Source organism: Actinomadura chokoriensis (genome assembly GCF_039529475.1).
In the GTDB taxonomy this organism is placed as follows: domain Bacteria; phylum Actinomycetota; class Actinomycetes; order Streptosporangiales; family Streptosporangiaceae; genus Spirillospora; species Spirillospora bangladeshensis.
Genome location: NZ_BAAAMW010000002.1, coordinates 72,863 through 97,839 on the forward strand (window position 1 = coordinate 72,863; position 24,977 = coordinate 97,839).

Genomic DNA, 24,977 nt, shown 5'->3' on the forward strand with positions numbered 1-24,977 from the left:
GAGTCACTCCCGGTCGGGGTGGACGACGTACCAACCGCCGGACGGGGTCGTCCAGATCATGAGGCCGGGCCAGATCTGGTGGAGCGTCCAGCCGGGGGTTTGTTTGAGGCGGTGATGTCGTCGGCAGAGTGGAGCGAGGTTGCAGTGGCACGTGGTTCCGGGGCGCCAGGGAATTGTGTGGTCGAGGTCGCATCGCCGTGCGTCGCGGTTGCAGGTGGGGAACACGCAGGTGGCGTGTCTGGTGAGGATGTCGCGGCGTAGTGCGTCCGGTGGCCGGTAGCCGGGTCGGCCGTGGCTCTCGTCCCGGCCTTGGCAGACCGCGTCCCGCGCGGGCGCCAACTCATCGTGGATGCTCTGGACTGCCCGCACGATCGCGGCAGGAAGCACGTGTGGTGCAACGCGGTCGCGGACGTGGGTGAGCCGGTGCTCGACCATCCCCGCCAGTGCCCGAGTGATGGCGCCCTGCCCGGTCCCGCGAACGTCCGGGATGGCGATGGCTTGGGGGCGGCCGTCCTGCGGGGGTCGCGGCGGTGGCGGCAGTGCTTTCAAGCCGGGGGCGGGTGGTTTGACGAGGACGGATTCGATGGCCGTCGCGGGGTGGGGGTCGCGGTGACCGTCGGCACCCCGGGCGCCCCTGACACCCCAGCGGCTCTGAACGCCGTGGACGCTTTGGGGGCTGTGGTCTTGCGGGGGTGGCGACAGCAGGCCGAGGACAGAGGTGGCGTCGGTGTCGTCGGGGTGAGGGGCCGCGTTCGCGGGAGCGTCGCAGGGCTGAGGAGGGTCGGCGAGGAGCATTTGGACGGCGGTGGGGAGCTCGGCGCCCTTGAGGAGGAGGGTGGTCAGATCGGCGCGGAGCTGTGGGAGCGGGCGCGGGTCGCCGTCCTTCTTCAGTCCGTGGGCGGCGGCGGTGATCTTGTTGTAGATGGCGTGTGCGTCTTCGGGGGGCAGGTCGCACAGGGCCAGGTCTGCGGTGCCGGCGGGGGTGTCCCAGAGTTCCAGTCGCCGGGCGCGCACGGCTTCGCGCTTGCGTTCCTCGGCGGCGGCCGGGGCGAGGCGCTGGGCGATCCGCTTGATGCGGCGGCGGAGCTGGCCGGTGGTCTGGCCGGGCGCCTTCTCCAGCGCGGCGGTCTGGAGTTGGCGGGTGACCTGGTCGGGCATGTCGTCGGTGACCTCGCAGATGACCCGAGCCCGGGACATGTCGATGCGCCCGGCCTCGAGCGCGGCCGCAGTGTCGGCCAGGGCCCCAGCGAGGCGTTCGGACAGGTGGACCAGGGTGGCGGCGGCGTTGCCGGTGATGGTGAGGGCGGCGGCGACCTCTTCGGTGACCGAGTCGTGCGCGGACAGGATGCGGTAGTCGGGGTCGCCTGCGGTCTCGGCGTCGGCGCGGCGCCGTGACAGTTCGGCGACGGCGGCCAGTTCCCGCGCCTGCGCCCATGAGGTCTGTCGGCGCGCGGCGGCGGCGAATTGGAGCAGTTCGTCGTCGGTCAGGTCGGCCAGCCGCTCTTTCCGGCCGGACAGGCAGATGGCCAACTGCGGGCCGGGCGGGAACCATTCCCGGTCTTCCCATTCGCGTTGGCGGCGGCCCACACCTACAGTGCGCTCGACAGGTTCGACAGCTTCGACCGATATCGACATCAGGATTCACCTCCCTTCTCTACCTTCCATTCGATTATAGTGCAGCAGCCCAACAATAGCGCGGGACATTTTGGACACGATACATTTATGTCACCGAAAACCTTGCGGTATTTCCGCCTGAAAGGAAACCCCTGCGACATAGTGATCATCCAACAGTATCCGGGGGCTGAGCACGGCTTTATCGGGTGAGTGTGGTTGCTGCAGGTGGGCGGCTGAGGTCACGTTGGTTGCGGTTGCTGATGGAGGTTCCGCCCGACCGCCTCAGTCCGCGCGTAGCGCGGACGTCTACAAGCGAACCACGCACCAAACCGACGCGATAAATCACCCTCCCAAACCGACAACCGCAACCAACGTGACAGCAACCGGCGACAACGCGAGCGAGCGCACCCACCTACGGAAGGCCACCTCAGCCGACCACTCACCCGAGCCACACCAAAACCAGTAGAAAAGAGGCACCAGCCACGCGCACATCCCGCAGATAACCGCCGGACGGCAAGCCGGTGGCGACCGTCCGGTGGCGCCCCAGGAAGATGCCGACACAGTCAATATCTAGGGAAACGGCGGGTATGGCGGTGGTCACCGGGCCGGTGCTACCGAAGGAGAGGCGTTCAGTGCTGTTGGTCGACCGACTACGTCATGCCGTGCAGGTGGGCGCGCGAGCGGGCCACGCCATCCGCAATGTAGGGGTCCTGCAGCCGATACGTCCAGACCGGGCCGCGCGGCTGCCGCTGCCCTATGTCCGCTTCGGTCCCGTCCCGGCGACGCTCGGCGCGATGTCGGCCCTCCGCTTTCCCGAACGGACGGCGCTGATCGACGAGCACGGGGCGCTCTCGTACGCGGAACTGGAGCAACACGCCGCATCACTGGCCACCGCCCTCAAAGGCCGCCTCGAAGGCCGCCTCACGGCCCGCCACAAGGACGGACGGGTCGGAATCCTCTGCCGCAACCACCGAGGCTTCGTAGAGGCGGTCCTCGCAGCGTCCCGCCTAGGCAACGACGTCGTCCTGCTCAACACCGACTTCTCCGCCGCACAGCTCGGCAAGGTCGCCGAGCGCGAGGGCATCGAGCTCATCATCCACGACGAAGAGTTCACCCCCACCATCAACGACGCACACTTCACCGGACAGCAACTCGTCGCCTGGACCGACGGCAACACGAAACCATTCGAGAAGCTGATCAGCGACACCAAACCCGAACCGCTCACGACGAAGCGCGCCAGCAAAGTCATCGTGATGACGTCCGGCACCACCGGCACACCGAAGGGCGCCCGGCACGACATGTCGCTCTCGGCGCTGCTGCCGGTCGCGCTCACCCATGCCATGCGGGTCCCCGTCCGTTCCGGGAAGCCGATCGTGATCGCGCCGCCGCTGTTCCACATTCTCGGCTTCGCCTACACGGCCGTGGGCCTCGGAATGGGCATGCCCCTCATCCTGTCCCGAAGGTTCGACGCCGAAGAAACCCTCCAGGCCATCGCGGACTGCCGCGCAGAAGCGCTGGTCGCGGTCCCGGTAATGCTCCAGCGCATCCTGGACGTGGACGAAAGGCCGGAGACACCGACCCTGCGCGTGGCCGTGTCCGGCGGCTCCGCGCTCCCCTCCCACCTGTCGGACGCCTTCATGGACGCATTCGGCGACGTCCTCATCAACGTGTACGGCGCGACCGAGACGGGCTGGGCCACCATCGCCACGCCGGACGACCTGCGCACCGCGCCCGGCACCGTCGGGAGGCCGTCCCTGCGGATCACCCTCAAGATCCTCGACGAGGACGGACGGGAGGTCCCCAGAGGCGAGACCGGCGAGATCTACACCGGCGGCGGCCTGCGGTTCGCCGGATACACCGGGGGCGGGAGCAAGCGGACGCTGGACGGCCTGACGGGCACCGGCGACCTCGGCCATCTCGATGACGAGGGGCGGCTGTTCATCGACGGACGCGCCGACGACATGATCGTGTCCGGCGGGGAGAACGTGTTCCCGGGCGAGGTGGAGGGCCTGCTCGGCGGGCATCCGGACGTCGCCGAGGTCTCCGTGACCGGCGTGGACGACGAGAAGTTCGGCCGGCGCCTCGCCGCCTACGTCGTCCGGGCACCGGGCTCAGAGGTCACCGAGGACGACCTCAGAATGTACGTGAAGGAGCACCTGGCCAGGTACAAGGTGCCGCGCGATGTCCACTTCGTCCCGGAACTGCCGCGGACGAGCACCGGCAAGGTGAAGGCCACAGCGCTGCCCGGGTGAGGGCGGCGTCCGGGGCCAAGGCCGCACGGTCCCGGACGCGCCCGGTCACCGATCAGGCGGCGCCGCGGTTCTTGGCGGCCATGCAGATGCGCGCGAGGTCGTTGAGGGCGTCGGCGCGGCGTTCGTCCAGGGTGCGCCGGTCGCCCGGGCCGGCCTCGGCGAGAGTGTCGATGACCAGGGAGAACACCGGCCATTCGGCGGGACCGATGGCGCCCTGGAAGTCGACGCCGTCCGCCAGGTCGTCCAGGTCGAGGTTGCGGGCGAAGGTGGCGAGGGCGGCCTCGGCGGCGACGACTCCGATGCGCATCGCCAGTGCGGCGGGCTCGCGGTCGAGGGACCGCACGGTGGTGGAACGCATGGCCGACAACATAGAACATATGAGCGACCCGCGTCGAACATTTGGTCGAAACCGTTATCCGGCGATCGCCTGCTGGAAGAGGTATGTGTGGGTGAAGTGCAGGACGCCGTCGACCATGCTCGGACGCATGCCGGTCGCGGGTCCGCCGGCCAGCTCGTCCTGCAGCTCACGCCTGATCTGCGCGGCGTCCGCGTCCGGGGTCTGGGAGAACTCCAGCCACGGGTCGAGCGGGCGGACGTAGTCGAACCGCTCGGAGCGCTTCACCTCCGCGCCGGCCGCCGTGACAAGGTCCGCGATCTGCGCTTCGGTGAGCATGGTGCCGTGGGACGGGTCGCGGAGGCGCTCGATGCGGTCGGCGTCGCCCTCCAGGCCGTCCGGGCGGATCAGGTCGGCGATGATCAGCGCGGCGCCGGGGCGGCTGACCCGCACCATCTCCCGCACCACTGCCTCGGGGTCGGCGACCTGGTGCAGCGAGAAGCGGGTGACGACCAGCGTGTACGAGCGGTCCAGGTAGGGCAGGGCGGTGGCGTCGCCGCGCGTGAAGGTGATGTTCATGAGGCCCGCGTGGTCGGCGTCGCGCTTGCCTTCGGCGAGCATCGCGGGGGTGAGGTCGAGGGCGGTCACATGGCGGACGCGGCGGGCGATCGCGCGGGACACCAGCCCGGTGCCGGCGGCCACCTCCAGGACGACGTCCTCAAGGTCGAGCTCCGGGTCCATGAAGCGGACGAGCTGATCAAGATGACGGGTGAACGCGACGTTCAGCCTCGGGTCGGCGAAACCCGCCGCCTGCTTCGAGAACTCCTGTACGACCTTCTCGTCGTGGGTCACCGTCACCGTCGCCTCCCTGAATGGTTGCCCGGATCATCCCCGAAAGCACGAACGGTGAACAGGGGTCAGTGAGACTCATCACCCCTTTACGGGTACAAATCACACCGCCGGAACGCCGTCGAGCAGGGCGGCCAGCCCGGCGGCGTCCAAGAGGTCGGCCGGGCGGACGGTGACGTTGGCGCTCACGTAGTGGAAAGCCGCGCTGACCTGCGCGACGTCCACGCCGGTCAGCTCGGCCCACGCCAGCCGGTACGCGGCGAGCTGCACCGACACGAACCGCGCCTCGTCCCCGGACGGCGGCGAACCCGTCTTCCAGTCGACGACCTCGTAGCCGCCGCCCGGCGACCGGAAAACGGCGTCCATCCGGCCCCGGATCAGCCGGTCGCCGATGATCGTCTCGAACGGCACCTCGATGTCGAGCGGTTCCCGGGACGCCCATTCCGATTCCTCGAAACGCGTCCGCAGCCGTGCGAAGTGCGCGTCGTCGGCGGCGCCCTCGTCGGCGGCGCCGGGCAGCTCGTCCGGGTCGAGCAGGCGCTGCTGCCCCCAGCGGCCCTCCAGCCAGGCGTGGAACGCGGTGCCGCGCCGGGCGTAGGGGGCGGGCGGCCGCGGCATGGGGCGCCGGATCTGCCGGGCCAGCGCCGCCGGGTCGCGCGCGAGCGACACCAGCGACGACACCGACAGGTGCGCGGGCAGGTCGACGAGCAGGCCGTCCCCGCCGCGGCCCCGGTCGCGTTCGGCGAGCAGCAGCTCGACGTCGCGCGCCCACGCGGTCATGCGGGCCCGGTCGGCGTCGGACAGCCCGGCGTCGCCGGCCCAGTGGCGCGTCCGGCCGGCCATCTCGTCCTCGACCATGCGGGCGCCCTCGACGACCGCCTCGTACCGTTCGCGGGCGGTGATGTCGGACTGGCCGCGCTCGCCGGGCTCGAGGGGCCACTGCGCCTCCTCGGGGTCGGCGAGCAGCGGGTTCTCGGCGCCCTCCTCCGGCGGGTCGGTCCACACGGCGACCGACCCGGCGCCGGCGACGCAGATCGCGCGGATCTCCTCCAGGAACGGCGACGGCCCGAGGGGGCGCCCCGACGACCCCCACCAGTACCCGGTCGTGATGAGCAGGCTGGACGCGCGGGTGACGGCGACGTAGGCGAGCCGCCGCTCCTCCCGCAGGTCGCGTTCGGCGCACGCCTGGTCGAACGCGGCGAGGTCGTCCTTCTCCAGCCCGGTCAGCGCGGGCAGGTCGGCGCGGTCGCCGCGCAGCATGAACGGCAGGACGCGCGGGTTCGCCGTCCACCGGGTGGCGTTCTGCGGCGGCGACGGGAAGATCGACCCCTTGGCGGGGCCGCCGTTCTTCTGCGGCGCGTACGACAGGCCCGGCACGACGACGACGGGCCACTCCAGCCCCTTGGACGCGTGGACGGTGAGGAGCTTCACGCTGTCGGTCTCCCCGACCCGTCCGGCCTCCAGCCCGAACTCCTCGGTCTCGGCGGCCTTCAGGTAGGCGAGGAACGCGCCGAGCGTCGGGTCCTCGGCGTCGCCCGCGAACGTGGCGGCGGCGTCGATGAACGCGTCGAGGTCGGCGCGGGCGGTGACGGGGTCGAGCCCGGACCGCGCGGCGACCTCGATGTCGAGGCCGAGCGCCCGCTCGACCTCGTTGACCAGGTCGGGCAGCGGCAGCCCGACCTGGCTCCGCAGGCCGCGCAGCTCGTCGCGGAGGCGCCGCAGCCGCCCGCACCCCTCCGGCGAGTACGCCTCCGCCGGGCCGAGGTCGTCGAGCGCGTCGACCAGGCTCCCGGTCTCCTGGTTCAGCTCCCCGACGAGCTGCCGGAGCGGATCGTCGACGGGCTCCGGCCCAGCCTCACCCGACGGCCCGGCCTCACCCGGCGCCACGCCATCCGACGACACAGCGCCCAACGACACAGCACCCGACGACGCGACGCCCGGCGGCACAGCGCCCGACGACACAGCGCCCGACTGCACGGCACCCGGCGGCACAGCGCCCGACTGCACGGCACCCGACTGCACGGCACCCGGCGACACGGCACCCGGCGGCACAGCACCCGGCGGCACAGCACCCGACGACGCAGCATCCGGCGACGCAGCGCTCGTCGAGGTGTCGGCCGGTGGGGTGGCGGTCGGCGCTTCCCCGGAAGAAGGCTTCTCCGGTGGTGTGATGTCGCGGGCGGAGTCCTGGGCCAGGGTGCGGGCGCGGCGGCCGAGGGCGACGAGGTCGCGGGGGCCGAGGCGCCAGCGCGGGCCGGTGAGCAGCCGGGCGAGGGACGCGCCGGCGGTCGGGTCGTGCATGACCCGCAGCGTCGCGACGACGTCCTGCACCTCGGGGACGGTGAGGAGCCCGCCGAGCCCGACCACCTCGACCGGGATGCCGCGCGCCTCCAGGGCCCGCCTGATCAGCGGGAACTGCGACCGCTTCCGGGCGAGGACGGCGATGTCGGAGTACCGGAGCGGTTCGGCCTGCGGGCCGCCGTCGGGCGCGGTCTCGGGGTCGGCGGCCATGAGCCCGGCGATGCGCGCGGCGATGCGGTCGGATTCGTCCTCGACGGTGTGGAAGAGGGCGCATTCGACGCGTCCACGCCCTTCGCGTCCGGCGCCCGGGATGAGGCGCGGCACGGCCTTCGTCTCGACGCGCAGCTCCTCCTGCACCTTGGCGGCCGCTTCGAGGATCTGCTCGCCGTTCCGGAACGACCGGCTCAGCTGGACGACGGGCGCCGGCACCGGCCGCCCCCCGTTGACCCCGGGCTGGAGCGGGAAGTCGTAGGCGAACCGCAGCAGGTTCCCGGCGCTCGCGCCGCGCCACCCGTAGATCGACTGGCAGGGGTCGCCGACGGCCGTCACCGGGTGCCCGCCGGTGAACAGCGACCGCAGCAGGACGAGCTGCGCCTGCGAGGTGTCCTGGTACTCGTCCAGCAGGACGACGGAGAACCGGGACCGCTCGATCATCCCGACCTCGGGATGCTTGAACGCGATCCGCGCGGCGAGCGCCATCTGGTCGCCGTGGTCGATGACCTCCCGGTCGGCCTTGGCGCGCGCGTACGCCTCGATCAGCGGCATGAGCTGCTCGCGGACGGCGTGCTTGGCGAGGATGTCGCGCTGCGCCTTGAGCGGCTTCTTCACCGCGGCGAACCGCTCGTCCAGCCAGGCGCCGACCTTGCGGACGTCCTCGGCGGTCCGCAGGTGCTCGGCGAGGTCGCCGGCGAGTTCCATGACGGCCTTGGTGACGGTGTCGGGCTGCCAGTCGATGCGGTCCATGGGGCCGTTGTAGGCGTCGACCACCCGCGAGCAGATCTGCCAGGCGACGGCCGGCGAGATGAGCCGCATGGTGGGTTCGAGGGCTTCGCGCAGGGCGTGGTCGCCGAAGAGCCGCGCCGCGTACGAGTGGTACGTCGACACCATCGGCTCGCCGTCGAACAGGGCCTCGCCGCCGAGCCGCTCGAGCTCGTCCCCCGGCAGGACCTCGCGGAGCTTGTCGAGCCGTTTGCGCACGCGCACGCCGAGCTCGGCGGCGGCCTTGCGGGTGAAGGTCAGCCCGAGGACGCGCTCCGGCCGGACGAAGCCGTTCGCGACCAGCCACACCACCCGCGCGGCCATCGTCTCGCTCTTCCCGGACCCGGCGCCCGCGATCACCGCCATCGGCGCCATCGGCGCCTCGATCACCCGCGCCTGCTCCTCCGTGGGCGCCGGGATCTCCAGCAGCCGGGCCAGCTCTCCCGGCGTGATCACCTCGCTCCCCCCGAGCTAATCCGTCACTCTCCGACCTGCCCGCCCTCGTCATGGACGGGGCAGCAGGAGCGTACGGGACAGGTGCGACACTTGTCGTTCGCGCGCGCCTGGAACACGTCGCTCGCCATCCCGGTGGCGACGATCTCGATGAGCTTCTTGGGCCATTCGGGGTCGGCGTCCTCGGCGGGCGGCGGCTGCTCTTGCTCGCGCGCCTTCGCGGTGAACGCGGCCTTGCCGACCTGGATGAGCTTGGCCCCGCCGGGTTCGATGAGCCCGTGACGCTCGAACGCGCCGAGCATGACCGCGTACTGGTAGACGCCGAGCTGGGGGTGCCGGGCCAGGTCGTCCTTGGGGACGGCCGTGGAGGACGTCTTGATGTCGATGATGACGGCGCGGCCCTGCTCGTCGCGTTCGGCGCGGTCGATGCGACCCTTGATGACGACGCGCCCGAGGTCGACCTTGAAGGACTCCTCCAGCGCGACGACCTCGTTGGGGTTGTCGCGGTGCCAGGCGAGGAACTTGTCGACCATCGCGGTGGCCTGCTGCCGCTGCTTCTCGGAGTACCAGGAGCTGCGGAACTCCAGGTCGTTCCAGATCTCGTCGAGCCGCTCGGCGACGTGCACCTCGTCGATGCCGTCGTCGGCGCCGGCCATCTCGGCGACCGCGTGGATCACCTTGCCCATCGTGCTGTACTCGTTCGGCCCGCCCTCCTGCGCGCCGACGGCGGAGGCGAGCAGCCAGCGCAGCCCGCAGGTGGTGAACGCCTCGACCTGGGACGGGGAGATGGTGATCTGCTCGTCGTCGGCGAACGCGGGCCCGGTGTCGGACAGCGCGGTGATGGCGTACCAGTTCTCAGGTCGCGCGCCACGCACGCCCGCGCGCGCGAGGCGGGCCAGGTGCCCGGCGGCGGCGCGCCTCAGCGGTTCCGGACGGGACGGGTCGGCCACCACCGAGCGCAGGTCGGCGACGAGCGCGGACAGCGACAGCCACCGCGTCTTCTCGTCCAGTTGCGATTGCTCGATCGCCCCCGGGAGCAGTTCGTTGAGGAACCGCGACGGCCGCTCCTCGGTGTCGTCGCCGCCGACGGCCGTCACGACGAGGCGCTTGCGCGCGCGCGTCACCGCGACGTAGAAGAGGCGTCGTTCTTCGTCCAGCATCTTGGCGGCCATGGAGGCACCGGCCGCGACTTCACCGTCCGGCTCCGCCCCGGCGGCATGCTCGATGAGTTCCTCGACGCCTAGCAGCGACCCCCGTAGACGGACATCGGGCCAGACACCCTCCTGGACGCCGGCGACGACGACCACGTCCCACTCCAGCCCCTTCGAGCGGTGCGCGGTGAGGATGCGGACGGCCTCGCCCTCCGGCGCCTGCTCGGCCAGCGTGTCACCGGCGATCTCCTGGGACGCGATGTTGTCGACGAACAGCTCGGGCCCCGCCTGGGGAAGCCGGTCGACGAACCGCGCGGCGTGGTCGAACAGCGCGACGACGGCGTCGAGGTCGCGGTCGGCCGCCGCCCCGCGCGTCCCGCCCTTGACGCTCTGCTCCAGCAGGACGTCGGCCTGCCCGCTCTCCTGCCACACGGCCCACAGCACGTCCTCGGCGGTACCGCCGTCCTGGACGGACCGCCGCGCCACGTCGATCAGGCGCGCGACCCGTTCGGCGGGCGCCCGCACCTTCTCGTGGACGAGGATCAGTTCCCGTGGGTCGTTGACCGCCGCGATCAGCAGTTCACCCAGCGGACGGTCGCCGCCCGACAGTTCCTCCAGGTCGCGCAGGGCCCGCTTGAGCCGCCGCATGGCCAGCGCGTCGGCACCGCCCAGCGGACCGGTCAGCAGGTCTTCCGCGACCTCCTCGTTCAGGAAGCCCTTCTTCAGCGCGGCCCGCAGCAGGACCAGGAACGGCCGGACGGCGGGCTCCGCGATCAGGGGGACCTCGTCACCCGCGACGACCACCGGCACACCGGCCTGGGCGAGCGCACGCCGGAGCACCGGAACCTGCCGCACGGCGCTCCGCACCAGCACGGCCATACGCGACCACGGCACGCCGTCCAGCAGGTGGGCGCGGCGCAGCTCGTCGGCCACCAGCGCGGACTCCTGGCTCTCCGAGTCGGCGATCACAGCACGCACTTCATCGGGGGGTCCAGGGGGGTCGGCCCCCCTGGAAGACACAGCGCGCACTTCATCGGGGGGTCCAGGGGGGTCGCCCCCTCTGGAGGACACAGCGCGCACTTCGCCGTCGTCGAGTTCCTCCACGGGATGCAGGGCCCGGTGCTCGGCGGCCCCGGCCGACCCGGCGGGCAGCCTCCGCGCGATCCGGCGCGACGCCGCCAGGATCTCCGGCCCCATCCGGCGGCACGTCCGCAGCGCCACCACGGGCGCGGGCTCGCCGTCCAGCGTGAGGAAGCGGTTGGGGAACTCCTGGATCCCCCGGACGTCGGCGCCGCGGAACCCGTAGATCGACTGGTCGGGGTCGCCCACCACCACGAGGTCGCGTCCCTCGCCGGCGAGGTGGTGCAGGAGGGCCTCCTGCGCGGGGTCGGTGTCCTGGTACTCGTCCACGAACACCACGTCGTAGGCGCCGCGCTCCCTGATCCGCACCTCCTCTTCGGCGAGCATGCCCGCGGCCATGTGAATGAGCTCGCCGTAGTCGTAGGTGGGGACGGGGTCGAGCAGGAAGCGGTCGACGTAGCGCTCCATGAAGCCGCCGATGGCGGGCCAGTCGTCGCGCCCGCGCATGCGTCCCAACGCGATGAGGTCTTCGGCGACGTACTGGCGCTCAACGGCACGCAAGGTGAAGTCGCGCAGCTCTTCGGCGAAGCCGCGCGTCGCCAGGGCGGCCCGCAACCGCTCAGGCCAGTCGCGCGCCCCGTCCGCCAGCTCGCCTTCCAGCAGCCGCCGCACTTCAAGGAGCTGCTCCGGCCCCGACAGGAGCCTCGGGGCGGGCTCTTCGTTCAGCACGGCGTCCCGCCGGATCAGCGCGTACGCGTAGCTGTGGAAGGTGAGGGCGAGCGGCGTGCGGGTCGTCCGGTGCAGGCGCCCGGTGATCCGCTCCCGCAGCTCGCCCGCCGCCTTGCGGCTGAACGTCAGGACGAGCACGCGCTCCGGATCGACGCCCCGGTTCTCGATGCGGTCGACGACCGCCTCGACGATCGTCGTGGTCTTCCCGGTGCCCGGCCCGGCCAGCACGAGCAGCGGCCCGCCGGCGTGCTCGACGACCCGCCGCTGCTGCTCGTCGAGCGCAGGCGGGACGGCCCGCGCGGGACCGGCGCGGCGCACGAGACGGTAGGAACCAGAGGGCACAACAGTTCATTGGAACAGATCACCGGGACGGTTCTGACCACAACGCACGCATGTCGCCAGGGAGAAAAGCCACACCGCGCGCTCGGGCGGCGGCGACCTTCACCGCCCGCCCCGGCGCCCGCACGCTCCCCCGCCGGCTCCCGGGCGCTCAGGCGGCGGCGACCTTCTCCCTGAACGCGCGCAGCGCCGCCGCGCCCACGGCCTTGTCCTGCTCGCCGTTGCCGCCGCTGACGCCGACGGCGCCGACGACCTCGCCCTCGTGGACGATCGGGAACCCGCCCACGAAGATCGCGAACTTGCCGGGGTGCGTCTGGTCGATGCCGAACGCCTCGTTGCCGGGCAGCGCGGGGCCGTTCGGGGGCTCGTTGAACGTATGGGTGTCGCGCTGGTGGCCGGCGGCGGTGAACGCCTTGGCGATGGCGATCTCGACGCCGGTGAGGCGGGCGCCGGTCATGCGGTGCAGCGCGATCGGGTGCGCGCCGTCGTCGGCGATGCAGATGGTCTGCTTGACGCCGATCCGGCGCGCCTCCTCCTCGGCCGCGGTGAGCATGACGAGGGCGTCTTCCAGGGTGAGCCGGTGAACGGTGTGCACGGGGCCTCCAGACGGGCGCCACCCCCCATCTGAAATGTGGGGTATTGCCGGATACGGAATGGTCAAGCAGGATGTGGTGGACGGTTTTTCCGATTCCGCGCCGTCCGCCACGAACTCCTCCACTCCCGTCAGTCTCGGAGGACCGCGTCCGTCGAGGCTATGTACACTCTGCCGAACGAACCCGACGGGATGTGGGCACATGGCACATCACCCTGCGATCGTGACGACCACCGACGGGCACGTGCCGGTCGGCACCCTGCTGGCCGAGCCGCTGCTGCGCGGCACCCTCCTCGCCGGACGCGACGGCCTCCGGCGCGGCGTCGGCTGGTGCCTCCCGCTGTCGGAGACCCGCCGCTACGGCGACGAGCGGGACGCCGATCTCGCCGGCGTCGCCGTCCACCTCCCGGTGACCGCGCTGGCCGCGCCGGGCGAGGCCGCCGCGCTGGTCGCCGACCTCGCCCGCCGGGACGCCGCCGCGCTGCTGGCCTGGCGCCCGCCCGGCGTCGAGTCCGACCTGGTGGCGGCCGCGCACGCGGCCGACGCCGCCGGCGTCCCGCTGCTGGCCCTGCCGGCGGAGGCCGACTACCGGGCGGTGAGCCGGCTCATCGGGCAGAAGGCCCTCGCGCAGTCCGCGCACATCCTGGAGTACGGGACGCGGGTGCACCGGATGCTCGCCGAGGTCCTCGCGCGCGGGCCGGGCGTGCCGGCGATGGCGCGCGCGGTGGTCGGGCTGTCCCGGTGCAGCGTGCTGGTCTGCGACGCCGACGGCGAGCGGCTGGCCTGGGAGGAGGCGCCGGACGCCGCGCCGCCCGACCCGGACGCGCTGCTGTTCGCGCTCCCCGGCGACCTCGCCCGCCCCGAGGACCACCCCGAGTTCGCCGACGGCAGCGCGCACGCCGCGGAGGTGCGGCTGCGCCTCGTCCCGGACGCGCCGCCGGTGTACGCGCTGGTCACGCCGGTGCTGGTGGGCGGGCAGGTGTTCGGGCGGATGGTGCTGGTGGAGCGGTCCAGCCCGCCGGACCCGCACGACCTCGCGCAGCACCGGATCGTCGCCGAGCACGGCGCGACGCTGGTCGGGTCGGAGATGCTGCGGCAGCGGTCGGTGCGGGCGGCGGAGGAGCGGGCCCGCGGCGACTTCGTCGAGGCGCTCGTCCACGGCCGGTTCGCCGACTCCTACGAGCTCGGGGCGCGGGCCCGGCACCACGGCTTCGACGTGGACGGGCACTTCGCCGTGCACGTGGTGGCGGCGGCGTCGCTGCTGCCGGTCGGCCGCGACTACCTGCGCCGGACGGTGACCGCGACCCGCACCGCGCAGGACCTGGAGCCGGGCGGCTGCGCGCTGACCGCCGCGATCAGCTCGACGATCGTGGTGATCCAGCGGGTCACGGCCCGCTACGACCCGATCAGGCAGCGCGGGGAGGCGGCCCGGTTCGCCGAGCGGCTGCACCGGGCGCTGCTGCCCCAGCTCGGCGACGACCTGCGCGTCGCGCACGGCCGCCCGGGGCAGGGCGCGGCCGGCGTCGCGGCCGGGTACCACGAGGCGCGCCTGACGATGGGCCTCGCCCGGCACGCCGCCGCCGACCCGGTGTGCGGCTACGACGACCTGCGCGTGTTCGCGGCGCTGAAGGACGTCGCGGACAGCGCCGAGGCCCGCTCGTTCGCCCGCGAGACCCTCGCCCCGCTGCGCCGCGCGAACGGCGGCGACCTGGAGCGGATCGTGCTCGCCTACATCCGGACGTCCGGGAACCTGAACGCGGCGGCCCGCGACCTCGGCCTGCACCGCAACACGATGCTGTACAAGCTGGACCGGGCGTCCCGCGCCCTGCGCATGGACATCCGGTCGGCGGACGCCCAGTTCACGTTCTGGCTCGCGCACCACATCGACAAGCTGACGGCGGTGACCGGCGCGCTCGCCGACGAGATGGCCCCGCCCGCCCCGGCCGACTAGGCGGGGTCGGGGCCGGCGAAGGACGACAGGAGGCCGAGGGCCGCGGTCGCCGCGCAGACGGCGAACACGACGCCGAACGCGGGGGCCTGGTCGAGGACGGCCCCGACCCAGGCGGCGCCGAGCGCGGAGCCGCCGAAGCGGAGCAGGTTGAACAGGCCGAGGCCGGCGCCGCGGCGCCCGGCGCCCGAGCGGGTGGCACCGGTCGCCGCCGGGGTCTGCACGAACGCGACGCCGGCGCCGGTCAGGGCGAGCGCGGCGAGCAGCCACGGCACCGTCCCGGACGCGGCGAGGACGGCGGCGACGAGCACCTGCCCGGCGATGAGGACGACGAGGCCGCCGCGCAGCACCGCGCGCGGGGACAGCCGCTCCATGAGGACCCCGGTGACCGGCCCCAGCACCGACATCATCACGGGCAGGCTCAGCAGGACGGCCCCCGCGTAGAGGGCGCCGCTGTGCCGTTCGGTGGTGAGGTACACGGGGACGGCGAGCAGCGTGGCGCCCAGGCAGAACATCTGCGCGAAGACGCTGAGGCAGGAGCGGAGGTAGCGGGCCTCCAGCAGGAGCCGCGGCGGCAGGAACGCGTCCGGGCGTCCGCGCGAGGACGCGACGTAGGCCGCGGCGGCGAGGAGCCCGGCGAGGGAGCCGCTCCAGACGACCGGCGACGTCGCGCCGAGGGTCGCGGCGGCGGACGTGGCGCCGAGGCCGAGCCCGGCGGCGAGCGTGAGCAGGGCGGCGCCGCGCCAGTCGAGCGGGACGGGCCGCGCCCGTCCCGCCGGGACGAACCGGACGGCCAGCGCCGCGGCGGCGACCCCCAGCGGCACGACCGGCCAGAACACCGCGTGCCAGCCGAACCAGGTGGCGAGGCCGCCGCCGAGCGTGGGCCCGGCGGCCTGGCCGACGCCGTTCGCCGCCGCCCACAGCCCGAGCGCCCGGCCGCGCCGCCCGCCGCCGAACAGCCGCGCGATCAGCGCCATGACGGCGGGCAGCATCGCGGCGGTCGCGACGCCCTGCACCACCCGCATCGCGACGAGGGCGGTGAGGTCGCCGGCGAGTCCGGCGCCCGCCGAGCCGAGCGCGAGCACCAGCATCGCCGCGATGAACACCCGGCGCGGGCCGCAGCGGTCGCCGAGCCAGCCCGACACCGGCAGCAGGACGGCGAACGGGAGCGTGAACCCGATGACGATCAGGGTCCCGGCGGAGATCGAGGCGTCCAGGTCCCGCAGGATCAGGGTCAGCGGGACGTTGACGATCGTGTTGGCGACGGTCCCGGTGAACGTGCCGAGCAGCAGCGGGACGAGCGCCGCCCACGAGCCCCGCGCGACCCCGTGCGGCGGCGGGTCAGGCTCGCCCAACGGGCCTCCGCCGCCGGGGCCCGGCGTCCGCGGCGTCCTCCGGCGGGAGGTGGACGAGGATCTGCCCGTCCTCCTCCTTCACCGGGTACACCTTGATCGGCCGGGTGGCGGGCGGGGTGATCGGCTCGCCGGTCGCGAAGTCGAACACGCTGCCGTGGCAGGAGCACAGCAGCCCGTCCTCGGTCGCCCGGCCGGACGACAGCAGGCAGTCGAGGTGCGTGCAGTAGTTGGACATGGCGTGCACCTCGCCGTCCCAGCGGGCGACGGCCACCTCGGCCTCGCCCACGAAGAAGCGGCGGACGACGCCCTCGGGCACCTGGCCCGAGCGGGCCACGCGCTGGTACTCCATCGGTCACTCCTCGGTGAGGCGGTCGAACAGGTCGGTGAGGTCGGCGTCCTCGTCGCGGAGGACGTCGGGGTCGGGGGCGGCACCGCAGGCGATGAGCTGCCGCGCGACCGCGAGGTCGGCGCCGCGGTCGATGGTGAACGCGCCGCGCAGCACGCCGCCCGCGAGGTAGAAGGCGATGAAGTCGAAGTCCTCGACGCGGCCCCGGACGACGAGCCGGTCGGCGCCGTCGCCGAACCCCGCGTGCTGGACGCTGTGGCCGAACTGGTCGGACCAGAACCACGGCGGCGCGGTGTGCGGGGACCCGCCGCCGAGGATGTTCTTCGCCGCCGCCATCCCCTGCGTGTTGGCGTTGTCGAAGTGCTCGGCGCGGACGTGCCGGCCGAGCGCGGGGCGCCACTGGCACGCCACGTCGCCGGCCGCGTAGACGCCGTCCAGGGACGTCCGGCAGTACTCGTCGACGGGGATGCCGCCGGCGGTCCCGATGCCCGCTCCGGCGACGGGTTCGACGTTCGGGACCATGCCGGCGCCGACGACGACCGCGTCCGCCTCCAGGGACGTCCCGCCGCTGGTGGTGACGACGGCCGCCGACGGGGTCTCCGCGTAGCACTCGACCTTCTCGCCGGTCAGCAGGTCGGCGCCGCCGGTGCGGAGCATGGCCGCCATCACGTCGCCCATCAGGTCGCCGAGGACGTGCCCGAACGGCCGCGCCGCCTGCTCGACGAGCGTGACGTGCGCGCCGCGGTCGAGGGCCGTCGAGGCGACCTCGCAGCCGATGAACCCGGCGCCGATCACCACGACCCGGGCGCCCGGCCGCAGCTCGGCGCGGAGCCGGTCGGCGTCGGCGACCGTCCGCAGGTACCGGACGCGGTCGCCCTCCACGCCGGGCAGCCGGCGCGGGCGCCCGCCGGTCGCGATGAGCACGGCGTCGCCGCGCAGCGCCGTCCCGTCCGCCAGTTCGAGCGACCGCTCGGCCGGGCGGACCGCCGCGACCTCGGTGCCGAGCCGCAGCTCGACGCCGTTGGCCGCGCACCAGTCCGGGGTGAGCACGCACAGCTCGTCGCGGTCCTGCTCCCCCGCCAGGTACTCCTTCGACAGCGGCGGACGCTGGTAGGGCGCGTCGTGCTCGGCGCCGACCAGGGTGACCCGGCCGCCGAAGCCGCGGCGGCGCAGCGTCCGGGCCGCGACGGCGGCGGTCTGCCCCGCCCCCGCCACCACAACCGATTCCATCACGGGCGCTCCTCGCTCATGACTGCTCCTCGGACAGGACGCGGGGCCGCGGATCGACGTAGACGACGTCCCCGTCGACGCGCACCGCGTGGCTCGGCTGGCACTCGTCCCGGTCCTCGACCCGGCCGGTCGCCGGGTCGAACACCCACTGGTGCCCCGGGCAGATCACCCGGCCGTTCAGCACGGCCCCCTTCGACAGGGACCGCTGCTTGTGGATGCACACGTCCGCCAGCGCGTAGACGTCGCCGCCGACGAGGAACAGCGCGATCTCCCGCCCTTCCACGGTGACGGCGAGGCGCTTGCGCCGGCGCACCTCCGCGAGCGTCGCCGCCGCCACCCACTCACCCGTCTGCTGGTCCACGGGCGTCCCTCCTCACATGCGGTCCGGCGGCGGGACGGGGCGCGCCCGTCCCGCCGGGGCGGGTTCGGATCAGGCGCCGACCAGGTCGGGCTTCACGTAGGAGTCGTAGAGGCCCTGCGTGTAGGAGAAGCGCATCTCCGCGCCCCACCGGCACATCTGCAGGCAGCGCTGCTGGAGCTCCGGCGTGTCGGCGTGGTCGAGGACGATCTGGTAGCCGCGCTCCCCGTGCACCACGTCGGAGGTGATGTGCAGGTCGAAGAACTCGATCTCGTCCTCGGTGAACCCGTAGGCCTCGCGCAGCGGCACGATCTGCTTCTTGTAGATGCTCGGCACCTGTGACTCCAGCCCGACGACGAGCGCCGCGGTCGCGACGACGAAGTGCTCGCGCATCGCGACGGCGTAGCACCACGCCTGGAGGCCGCGGGTGATGGCGTTCATGTTGGACGGGTCCTCGACCCGCTCCCGGGTGGTGCCGCACGCCTCGGCGAACCGGATCAGCAGGTCCGTGTGCCGGATGTCGGCGAGCTCCTCCTCGTACATGTTCTGGAGCGTGAAGTCCTTCGCGCCGGTGAACTCGTCGGGCGTGTTGGCGTAGACGTAGGAGAGATAGTCGGCGAACGGGCCCACGTAGTGGTAGTGGTTCTCCGCCCACCGGGCGAAGTGCTCCCGCTTCAACTGGCCGTCGGCCCATGCCCTGCTGAACGAGGCGTCCTTCGCCTCGCGCCCCTTGATGGCGTTCTGCAGCTCGGCACGGAACGCGTCCTTGGACAGCAGCTCTGCCATTTCCCTGACTCCTTTCGGGCCCTTTCTCGGGTCCATTACCGGGGTGAGATGTAGATGCTCTTCTCCTGCGTGTAGAAGAGCATCATCGAAGGTCCGGCCTGCTCCTTGAACGTCTGCGTGCTCGATTCCCCGAGCCCGCCGAACGGCACGGTCATCGCCATTCCGGACGTCGGCTGGTTGACCTTGACGAGCCCGCTCCGCGACCGCCGCGCGAACTCCAGCGCCCGCTCCAGGTCGCGGGTGACGATCCCGGCGGACAGCCCGTACTCGGTCGCGTTCGCCAGCGCGACCGCCTCGCCGAGCCCGGACGCCCGCTGGAACGCGAGCACCGGCCCGAAGATCTCCTCCCGCGCGATCCGCATCTCCGGGGCGACGCCCTCAAAGACCGCCGGCCGCACGAAGTACCCGTCGCCCTCCAGGCGCCGCCCGCCGGTGACGAGCTCGGCGCCCTCGTCCTCGCCGATGCGCACGTAGTCGAGGAACTTCTCCAACTGGAAGCCGGCGGCGAGCGGCCCCATGTCGACGCCCGCCTCCAGCCCGTTCCCGACCGCCTTCGCGTCCGCCGCGCGGGCCACGCGTTCGAGCAGCTCGTCGTGGACGGCCTCGTGCGCGATGACGCGGCTCGTCCCGGTGCACGCCTGCCCGGACAGCCCGAACGCGCCCTTGGCGATGATCTGCGCGGCACGGTCCAGGTCGGCGTCCTCCAGGACGACCACCGGGTTCTTGCCGCCCATCTCCAGCTGGCAGCGCCGCGACGGCCCCATCGCCGCGTGGACGGCGCGCCCGGCCGCCGTGGAGCCGGTGAACGTCACGGCTCCGACCCGCTCGTCGGCCGCGAGCGCCGCGCCCGCCTCGGCGCCGCCGTGCACCAGCGCGATGGCCTGCGGCGGAAGCCCGCCCGCCAGCAGCGCCTCCACGAGCCGCTGCGCCAGCAGGGGCGTCACCGGGCTGGGCTTGAACACCACCGCGTTGCCCGCCGCGAGCGCGGGCCCGATCTTCCTGGACGGGATGTTCAGCGGGAAGTTCCACGGCGTGATGGCCCCGACGACGCCGACCGGCTCGCGCCGCGTGTAGACGATGCCGCCGTCGGCGGCGGGGTAGCTCCGGCCTTCGATCCGGTGCGCCTCGGCCGCGTAGAACCGCAGGTTCCGGGGCGTCCGGGAGATCTCCATCGCCGCCTCGGCGCGCGTTTTCCCTTCCTCGCGCACCAATTCGACGACCAGGTCGTCCGCCCGTTCTTCCAGCCACCGCGCCGCCGCCTCCAGCACGTCGGCCCGCTTCTCGGCGGGCGCCGCACCCCACAGGGCGGCCCCTTCGACGGCCCCGGAAACGGCCGCTTCCACGTCCTCGGCCGACGACTCGGGGAATTCGCCGACAAGGTCGCCCAGATCGGCGGGGTTATGCCGCCGGAACGTCACCCCGGACGTGCCCGGCGTCCATTCCCCGCCGGCGAAGTTCAGGCCCTCGTGCACGGTCACTCGTCCTCCACATTCCTGTCGCGGGCGTTCGCGTCGCGGGCGATGGCGGTGAGTTCGACCTCGACCGGGGCGCCGCCGGGCAGGGCGCGGACGCCGACGGCGCTGCGGGCGGGGCGTCCGAGGCCCGGCGTCAGCCCGTCGAAGACGGCGGTGGCCGCGTCCGCCACCGCGGACAGCTCGGTGAACCCGTCGGCGCACGCGATGTAGACGGTCATCCGCATCCAGCGCCGCACGCAGCCGAGGTCCCCGACCGTGACGGCGGCGACCGCGTTGCGGGCGGCGAGGGCGGCGGCCTCGCGCGCCCGCCGGACGTCCAGGTCGCGGCCGACCAGTCCCGTCGCGGTCAGGCGGCCGTCCACGCGCGGGGTCATGCCGGCGCTCGTGACCAGGAGGTCGCCCGCGCGGAGCGGCTCGGCGGCGGCCGGGACGTAGGCGCCCTGCGGGCGGGGCGAGGCGGGGAGGCCGGAAACAGAGTCGAGCACCGAGTCAGACACCGAGGGCCACTCCGTCCTGGCGGGGGTCGGACGCGCCGAGGAGGGCGTCCCCGGTGACGGAGATGATCTGGGCGCTGCCGCCCGCGTCCCAGGCGCCCTGCACGGTCACGTCGTGGCCGGACGCGCGGAGCGCCTCGATCCGCGCGGCGCCGAGCCGGGACTCGACGCGCAGTCCGGGCGGGACCCCGAGCACGTCGGCGTCGCTTCCGGGGTGGACGGTGAAGCGGGGCGCGGCGACGGCGGTGGCGGGGTCGTGGCCGTGGTCGAGGAGGTGCGAGATGAGCTGGGTGTTCCACTGGACCTGGCCGTCCCCGCCGGGGGTGTTGCCGACGTGCAGGAGACGGCCGCCGGTGCCGGTCACGAGCCACGCGTTCAGCGTGTGCAGCGGGCGGCGCCGGGGACGCACCTCGTTCGGGTGCCCGTCGATCAGGTAGGCGCCGCGGCCGAGGCGGTTGTTCAGGACGATGCCGGTGCCGGGAACCGTGATCCGGGCGCCGAAGGTGAAGGCGAGGGAGTGGATGAGGTTCACCGCGCGTCCCTCGGCGTCCACCGCGACCATCGAGGTGGTGTCGCCGCCGACGGGGACGGGCGAGGCGGCGGGGACGGGCGAGGCGGCGGGGGCGGGCAGGTCGCCGGCGTCCAGGCGGGCACGGGCGTCCGCCAGCGCGGCCGGGGCCAGCAGCGTGCGCCAGTGGTCGCTGTCGGCGCCGCAGCCGGCGAAGCGGTCGGCGAACGCGATGCGGGCGGCGGACGCCATCCGGTGGACGGCCTCGGCCGACAGCCACGGCAGGTCCGCCAGGGCGCCGTCGCAGAGGCCGGCCTGCTGCGCGACCATCCAGCCGGGCGTGGGCGGCGGCGTCAGATGGACGGTGGCACCGCGATAGGTGCAGGTCAGCGCGGGTTCGGGCGCCGAGCGTCCGCTCGCCATCCAGTCGTAGCCGGAGAACGGCGCGCCGGCGTCCACGAGCGCGTCCACGCACCGTTCGGCGAGGCCGCCGGAGTAGAGGTCGCCGGGGTCGTCCGCCAGCCGGCGCAGGGTGGCGCCGAGGGCGCGCTGGAAGACCGGCTCGCCGGTGCGGGGGACGCGGCCGCCGGGCAGGAAGACCTCGGCCGTGCCCGGGTCGCGGGCGAGCGCGTCGCGGCGTTCGACGATGTCGGCGCGCGTCTTGGCGGTGCAGGGCAGGCCGTCCTCGGCGGCGGCGATCGCGGGCGCCCACAGCTCGGGCAGGCCCAGCGACGCGGAGTCGGCGTGCAGCGCGGCGAGGGCGGCGACCGCGCCCGGCGCGGCGACGGCGAGGGCCCCCTCCAGCGGGAGGGCGCGCAGGCCGCGGTCCCGGTAGAAGGCGGGCTCGCCGCCGTCCGGGCCGAAGCCGCTGCCGCCGAACGCCTCGACGGAGCCGTCCGGGCGGCGCAGCAGGACGAACGCGTCGCCGCCGACCCCGCACTGGCCGGGCAGCGCCAGCCACGACAGGGCGGCCATGGCGAGGGCGGCGTCCGCGGCGTTCCCGCCGCCCGCGAGGACGCGGGCGCCGGCGAGGCTCACCGCCGGATGGCTGGAGGCGACCATTCCGCCGGATCCGGCGGCGGACGCGACGGCGGGACCGCGGCCGGGCAGTCCGAACTCTGCTGACATGCCGCCAGTGTCGGCGGCGCCCGATCAGCGCCGATACGGACCGAGTGCCGAGAATCCGGCGGATTCCTTGGGCACCGTGCACACGGCCGGCGCGCACCGCGCCTTCATCGGCCCGCGGCCCGGCATGGTGCACAAAATGACTAAGCCCGCCGTGTGCACGTTCCTCATTGTTCACCTCTCGCGGATCGAGCAGATTCTCTGCAACCGTTGCGCCCGTCGGTCCAGCCGAGGCGCGTACAGGGAGGGGGCGTCCTTTGGGAGCCGCTCACTGGATCTATCTGTCCGGAATCGTCGTCATCATCGCCGTCATGATCGCCCGCAAGAACGTCGTCATCCCCGCGGTCGCGGCGACGTTCCTCACCGCGTGGGTGTTCACCGGGAACTTCGTCACCGGGCTGGAGTCGATCTTCAACGCCAGCCTGACCGCGGCGACCGAGCTGTTCAGCATCTTCCTCATCATCGCGCTGGTGACCGCGCTGCTCGGGTCGCTGCGCGCGCTCGGCGCCGACCGCCGGATGGTGGAGCCGTTCCGCGTCGTCATGCGGTCCGGCCACTCCGCCTTCTGGGTGCTCGCGCTCGTCACGTACGTGATCAGCCTGTTCTTCTGGCCGACGCCGGCGGTGCCGCTGATGGGCGCGATCCTGCTGCCCGCCGCGATCGCCGCCGGGCTGCCGCCGCTCAGCGCGGGCATCGCGATCGCCATCGCCGGGCAGGGCATGGCGCTGTCCAGCGACTACGTCATCCAGGTCGCGCCCGGCCTGTCGGCCAAGGCCGCGGGGGTGGAGACCGGCGCGGTCGCCGACCGCGCCATGGTGCTGTCCCTCATCACCGGCGGGGTCGCGCTCGCCCTCGGCTACCTGATGACCCGCGCGGAGTTCCGCAAGCCGGACGCCGCGCTGCTGGAGCGCTGGGAGGCCGGCGAGTCGGAGGCCGCGGCGGCGCCGCGCCGGTCGCTCATCCGGGTGCTGCCGCGGCGCCGCGTCGTGCAGACCGAGCCCGCCACCGCAGGCGGCGCGGGCGGCGTGGCCGTGCTCGACTCCGGGCCCGGACGGGGCGGCGGGTCCGGCGGCGGGTCACGCGCGTCCGGCGGCGGGACGGGCGGTGAGGACGCCGGCGACGTCATGGCCCGCGAGGCGCTGTCGTCCCTGAACGGCGGCGACGCACCGGGCGCCGACTGCCCGCGCCGGTCCAAGGCGTTCGCCGCGATCGTCCCGCTGGCCCTCATCGGCCTCGTCGTCTACATGATGCTGGGCAAGTTCACCGGCCTCGTCCCCGAGGTCGTCGGCGGGGACGCGGCGGCGCTCGTCGGCGGCGTCGCCACCGCGCTGCTGCTGTCGGCGACGATCTCCAAGGACGGCCGCGGCAGCCTGGAGCGGTGCGCCGACCACATCGTGGACGGCCTCGTCTTCGCGATGAAGGCGATGGGCATCGTCATCCCCATCGCCGGGTTCTTCTTCATCGGCAACGCCGACTTCGCCGGGAAGATCATGGGCCTGGGCGAGGGGGCGAAGGCGCCCGCGTTCCTGTTCGACATCGTCGTCCGGATCCAGGACGCCATCCCCGACAGCCAGTACGTCGTCGGCTTCGGCGTGCTGATCATCGGCATGCTCACCGGGCTGGACGGCTCCGGCTTCTCCGGGCTGCCGCTCACCGGCTCGCTGGCCGGGTCGCTCGGCCCCGCGTCCGGCGTCGACCCGGCGCTGCTCGCCGCGATCGGGCAGATGGGCTGCATCTGGGCCGGCGGCGGCGTGCTGGTCGCCTGGTCCTCGCTGATCGCCGTGGCGGGGTTCGCGCGGGTGCCCGTCCTCGACCTCGTCCGCCGCTCGTTCCTGCCCGTCGTCGCCGGCCTGGTCGTGGCCACGGTCGTCGGGCTGATCATCTACTAGGGAGCGCCTTGACCGCCTCGTCCGGCCTGTCCCCCGCCGCCGCGCCCGCCGCGGCGGCGGGGGCCCGTCCCGGCGCGGGCCCGCTCCGGCTGCGCACCGCGCTGCTGGTGCTGCTCACGTTCGGGTCCGGGACGACCGACATCGTCGGGTTCCTCGGCATGGAGAAGGTCTTCACCGCCAACATGACCGGCAACATCGTGCTGTTCGGGCTCGCCGCCGGCGAGGGGAACGGCGCCGACCTGGCCCGCTGCGGCGCCGCGACGCTCGCGTTCGCGCTCGGCCTGCTCACGGGGTTCCGCATCGCCGGACGCCCCGACCCCGGCCGCGTCTGGCCGCCCCGCATCACCGCCGTCCTCGCCGCCGTCCTCGCGCTGCAGACCGCCTTCCTCGCGGGCTGGACGCTCGCGGACGCCGAACCGCGCGGCGGTGAGCTGCTCGTCCTCATCGCGCTGTCGTCCACCGCGATGGGCGCGCAGACGGCGGCGGCCCGCAGCCTGTCCGCCGACGGCATCACCACCACGTTCGTCACCGGGACGCTCACGTCCATGATGGGCGGCTTCGCGGTCGGGCAGGGCGGCGCCGCGGGCCTGCGCACCGCCGTGATCCTCAGCCTGGGCGCGGGCGCGGCCGTCGCCGGCGCGCTGATGGCGAGCGCCCCCGTCCTCGCCGCCGCGCTCAGCCCCCTCGTCCTGGCGGCCGTGATCGCCGGAGCCTTCCCCCTCCACCCCTCACGAACCACCTGACCAGGACCGGCGACCTCAGGACGCTGCGGAACCCGACCAGCGCGCACG

Annotated in this window: 19 protein-coding genes; 4 read left to right on the top strand and 15 right to left on the bottom strand. The window is 73.5% G+C overall.

All coding sequences use genetic code 11. The annotated features are described in order from the left end of the window. Positions 1–3: 3 nt before the first annotated feature. A complete protein-coding gene (locus ABFX46_RS04525; protein ID WP_346040061.1) occupies positions 4–1,587 on the bottom strand; it encodes an HNH endonuclease signature motif containing protein in 1,584 nt (527 codons plus the stop codon). Positions 1,588–2,053: 466 nt separating this feature from the next. Beyond that, complete coding sequence (locus ABFX46_RS04530) at positions 2,054–2,215, bottom strand: hypothetical protein (protein WP_346040062.1); 162 nt, start codon at positions 2,213–2,215, stop codon at positions 2,054–2,056. Between the two features lie 31 nt (positions 2,216–2,246). On the opposite strand from ABFX46_RS04530, the gene ABFX46_RS04535 reads away from it, so the two are divergent. Continuing rightward, on the top strand, positions 2,247–3,866 hold the full coding sequence (locus ABFX46_RS04535) for an AMP-binding protein (RefSeq protein ID WP_346040063.1): 1,620 nt from the start codon (positions 2,247–2,249) through the stop codon (positions 3,864–3,866). A gap of 52 nt (positions 3,867–3,918) precedes the next feature. On the opposite strand, the gene ABFX46_RS04540 is transcribed toward ABFX46_RS04535, so the two are convergent. From ABFX46_RS04540 to ABFX46_RS04560, 5 genes are all read right to left on the bottom strand, one after another. Next, entirely contained in the window at positions 3,919–4,224 is a 306-nt protein-coding gene (locus tag ABFX46_RS04540; protein ID WP_346040064.1) for a hypothetical protein, read from the bottom strand. Between the two features lie 54 nt (positions 4,225–4,278). Further along, positions 4,279–5,058 carry a class I SAM-dependent methyltransferase gene (locus ABFX46_RS04545; RefSeq protein ID WP_346040065.1) on the bottom strand — a complete coding sequence of 260 codons (780 nt, stop codon included), beginning with the start codon at positions 5,056–5,058 and terminating at the stop codon, positions 4,279–4,281. Positions 5,059–5,151: 93 nt separating this feature from the next. Beyond that, positions 5,152–8,784 carry an ATP-dependent helicase gene (locus ABFX46_RS04550; RefSeq protein WP_346040066.1) on the bottom strand — a complete coding sequence of 1,211 codons (3,633 nt, stop codon included), beginning with the start codon at positions 8,782–8,784 and terminating at the stop codon, positions 5,152–5,154. Positions 8,785–8,807: 23 nt separating this feature from the next. Continuing rightward, the gene (locus ABFX46_RS04555; RefSeq protein WP_346040067.1) at positions 8,808–12,059 is read right to left on the bottom strand and encodes an ATP-dependent helicase; all 3,252 of its coding nucleotides are present in this window, start codon (positions 12,057–12,059) and stop codon (positions 8,808–8,810) included. A 172-nt stretch (positions 12,060–12,231) separates the two neighbouring features. Next, on the bottom strand, positions 12,232–12,675 hold the full coding sequence (locus tag ABFX46_RS04560) for a GlcG/HbpS family heme-binding protein (RefSeq protein ID WP_346040068.1): 444 nt from the start codon (positions 12,673–12,675) through the stop codon (positions 12,232–12,234). Between the two features lie 220 nt (positions 12,676–12,895). On the opposite strand from ABFX46_RS04560, the gene ABFX46_RS04565 reads away from it, so the two are divergent. Continuing rightward, complete coding sequence (locus ABFX46_RS04565; protein ID WP_346040069.1) at positions 12,896–14,623, top strand: PucR family transcriptional regulator; 1,728 nt, start codon at positions 12,896–12,898, stop codon at positions 14,621–14,623. Here the strand turns inward: ABFX46_RS04565 and ABFX46_RS04570 are convergent. The 8 genes from ABFX46_RS04570 to ABFX46_RS04605 form a co-directional block, all read right to left on the bottom strand. Beyond that, positions 14,620–15,975, bottom strand: coding sequence for an MFS transporter (locus ABFX46_RS04570; protein WP_346040070.1), 1,356 nt, complete (start codon positions 15,973–15,975; stop codon positions 14,620–14,622). The two genes, ABFX46_RS04565 and ABFX46_RS04570, sit on opposite strands and share 4 nt — an antisense overlap. Further along, a complete protein-coding gene (locus ABFX46_RS04575; RefSeq protein ID WP_346040071.1) occupies positions 15,962–16,324 on the bottom strand; it encodes a Rieske (2Fe-2S) protein in 363 nt (120 codons plus the stop codon). The genes ABFX46_RS04570 and ABFX46_RS04575 overlap by 14 nt, the downstream gene beginning before the upstream one ends. A gap of 3 nt (positions 16,325–16,327) precedes the next feature. Continuing rightward, on the bottom strand, positions 16,328–17,551 hold the full coding sequence (locus ABFX46_RS04580; protein WP_346040072.1) for an NAD(P)/FAD-dependent oxidoreductase: 1,224 nt from the start codon (positions 17,549–17,551) through the stop codon (positions 16,328–16,330). Between the two features lie 16 nt (positions 17,552–17,567). Beyond that, positions 17,568–17,912 (bottom strand): Rieske (2Fe-2S) protein, encoded by a 345-nt coding sequence (locus ABFX46_RS04585; protein ID WP_346040073.1) that lies wholly within the window; start codon positions 17,910–17,912, stop codon positions 17,568–17,570. 69 nt (positions 17,913–17,981) lie between these two features. Next, entirely contained in the window at positions 17,982–18,695 is a 714-nt protein-coding gene (locus tag ABFX46_RS04590; protein ID WP_346040074.1) for an iron-containing redox enzyme family protein, read from the bottom strand. A gap of 35 nt (positions 18,696–18,730) precedes the next feature. Further along, positions 18,731–20,173 carry an aldehyde dehydrogenase family protein gene (locus ABFX46_RS04595; RefSeq protein WP_346040075.1) on the bottom strand — a complete coding sequence of 481 codons (1,443 nt, stop codon included), beginning with the start codon at positions 20,171–20,173 and terminating at the stop codon, positions 18,731–18,733. Further along, positions 20,170–20,667: a RidA family protein gene (locus ABFX46_RS04600; protein WP_346040076.1), complete on the bottom strand. Its 498-nt coding sequence runs from the start codon at positions 20,665–20,667 to the stop codon at positions 20,170–20,172. Before ABFX46_RS04600 ends, ABFX46_RS04595 begins: the two co-directional genes overlap by 4 nt. After that, positions 20,660–22,300, bottom strand: a complete 1,641-nt coding sequence (locus tag ABFX46_RS04605; RefSeq protein ID WP_346040077.1) for a gamma-glutamyltransferase — start codon at positions 22,298–22,300, stop codon at positions 20,660–20,662. Before ABFX46_RS04605 ends, ABFX46_RS04600 begins: the two co-directional genes overlap by 8 nt. Positions 22,301–22,554: 254 nt before the next feature. Between ABFX46_RS04605 and ABFX46_RS04610 the strand changes: the two genes are divergently transcribed. Next, positions 22,555–24,186: a hypothetical protein gene (locus tag ABFX46_RS04610; RefSeq protein ID WP_346040078.1), complete on the top strand. Its 1,632-nt coding sequence runs from the start codon at positions 22,555–22,557 to the stop codon at positions 24,184–24,186. An 8-nt stretch (positions 24,187–24,194) separates the two neighbouring features. Continuing rightward, positions 24,195–24,929, top strand: coding sequence for a YoaK family protein (locus tag ABFX46_RS04615; RefSeq protein WP_346040079.1), 735 nt, complete (start codon positions 24,195–24,197; stop codon positions 24,927–24,929). Positions 24,930–24,977: the final 48 nt, after the last annotated feature.

Excerpts from the sequence above, each read along its gene's own strand:
- ABFX46_RS04590 (WP_346040074.1), bottom strand. The coding sequence starts at position 18,695 with ATGGCAGAGCTGCTGTCCAAGGACGCGTTCCGTGCCGAGCTGCAGAAC.
- ABFX46_RS04540 (WP_346040064.1), bottom strand. The coding sequence starts at position 4,224 with ATGCGTTCCACCACCGTGCGGTCCCTCGACCGCGAGCCCGCCGCACTG.
- ABFX46_RS04605 (WP_346040077.1), bottom strand. The coding sequence starts at position 22,300 with ATGTCAGCAGAGTTCGGACTGCCCGGCCGCGGTCCCGCCGTCGCGTCC.
- ABFX46_RS04575 (WP_346040071.1), bottom strand. The coding sequence starts at position 16,324 with ATGGAGTACCAGCGCGTGGCCCGCTCGGGCCAGGTGCCCGAGGGCGTC.
- ABFX46_RS04580 (WP_346040072.1), bottom strand. The coding sequence starts at position 17,551 with ATGGAATCGGTTGTGGTGGCGGGGGCGGGGCAGACCGCCGCCGTCGCG.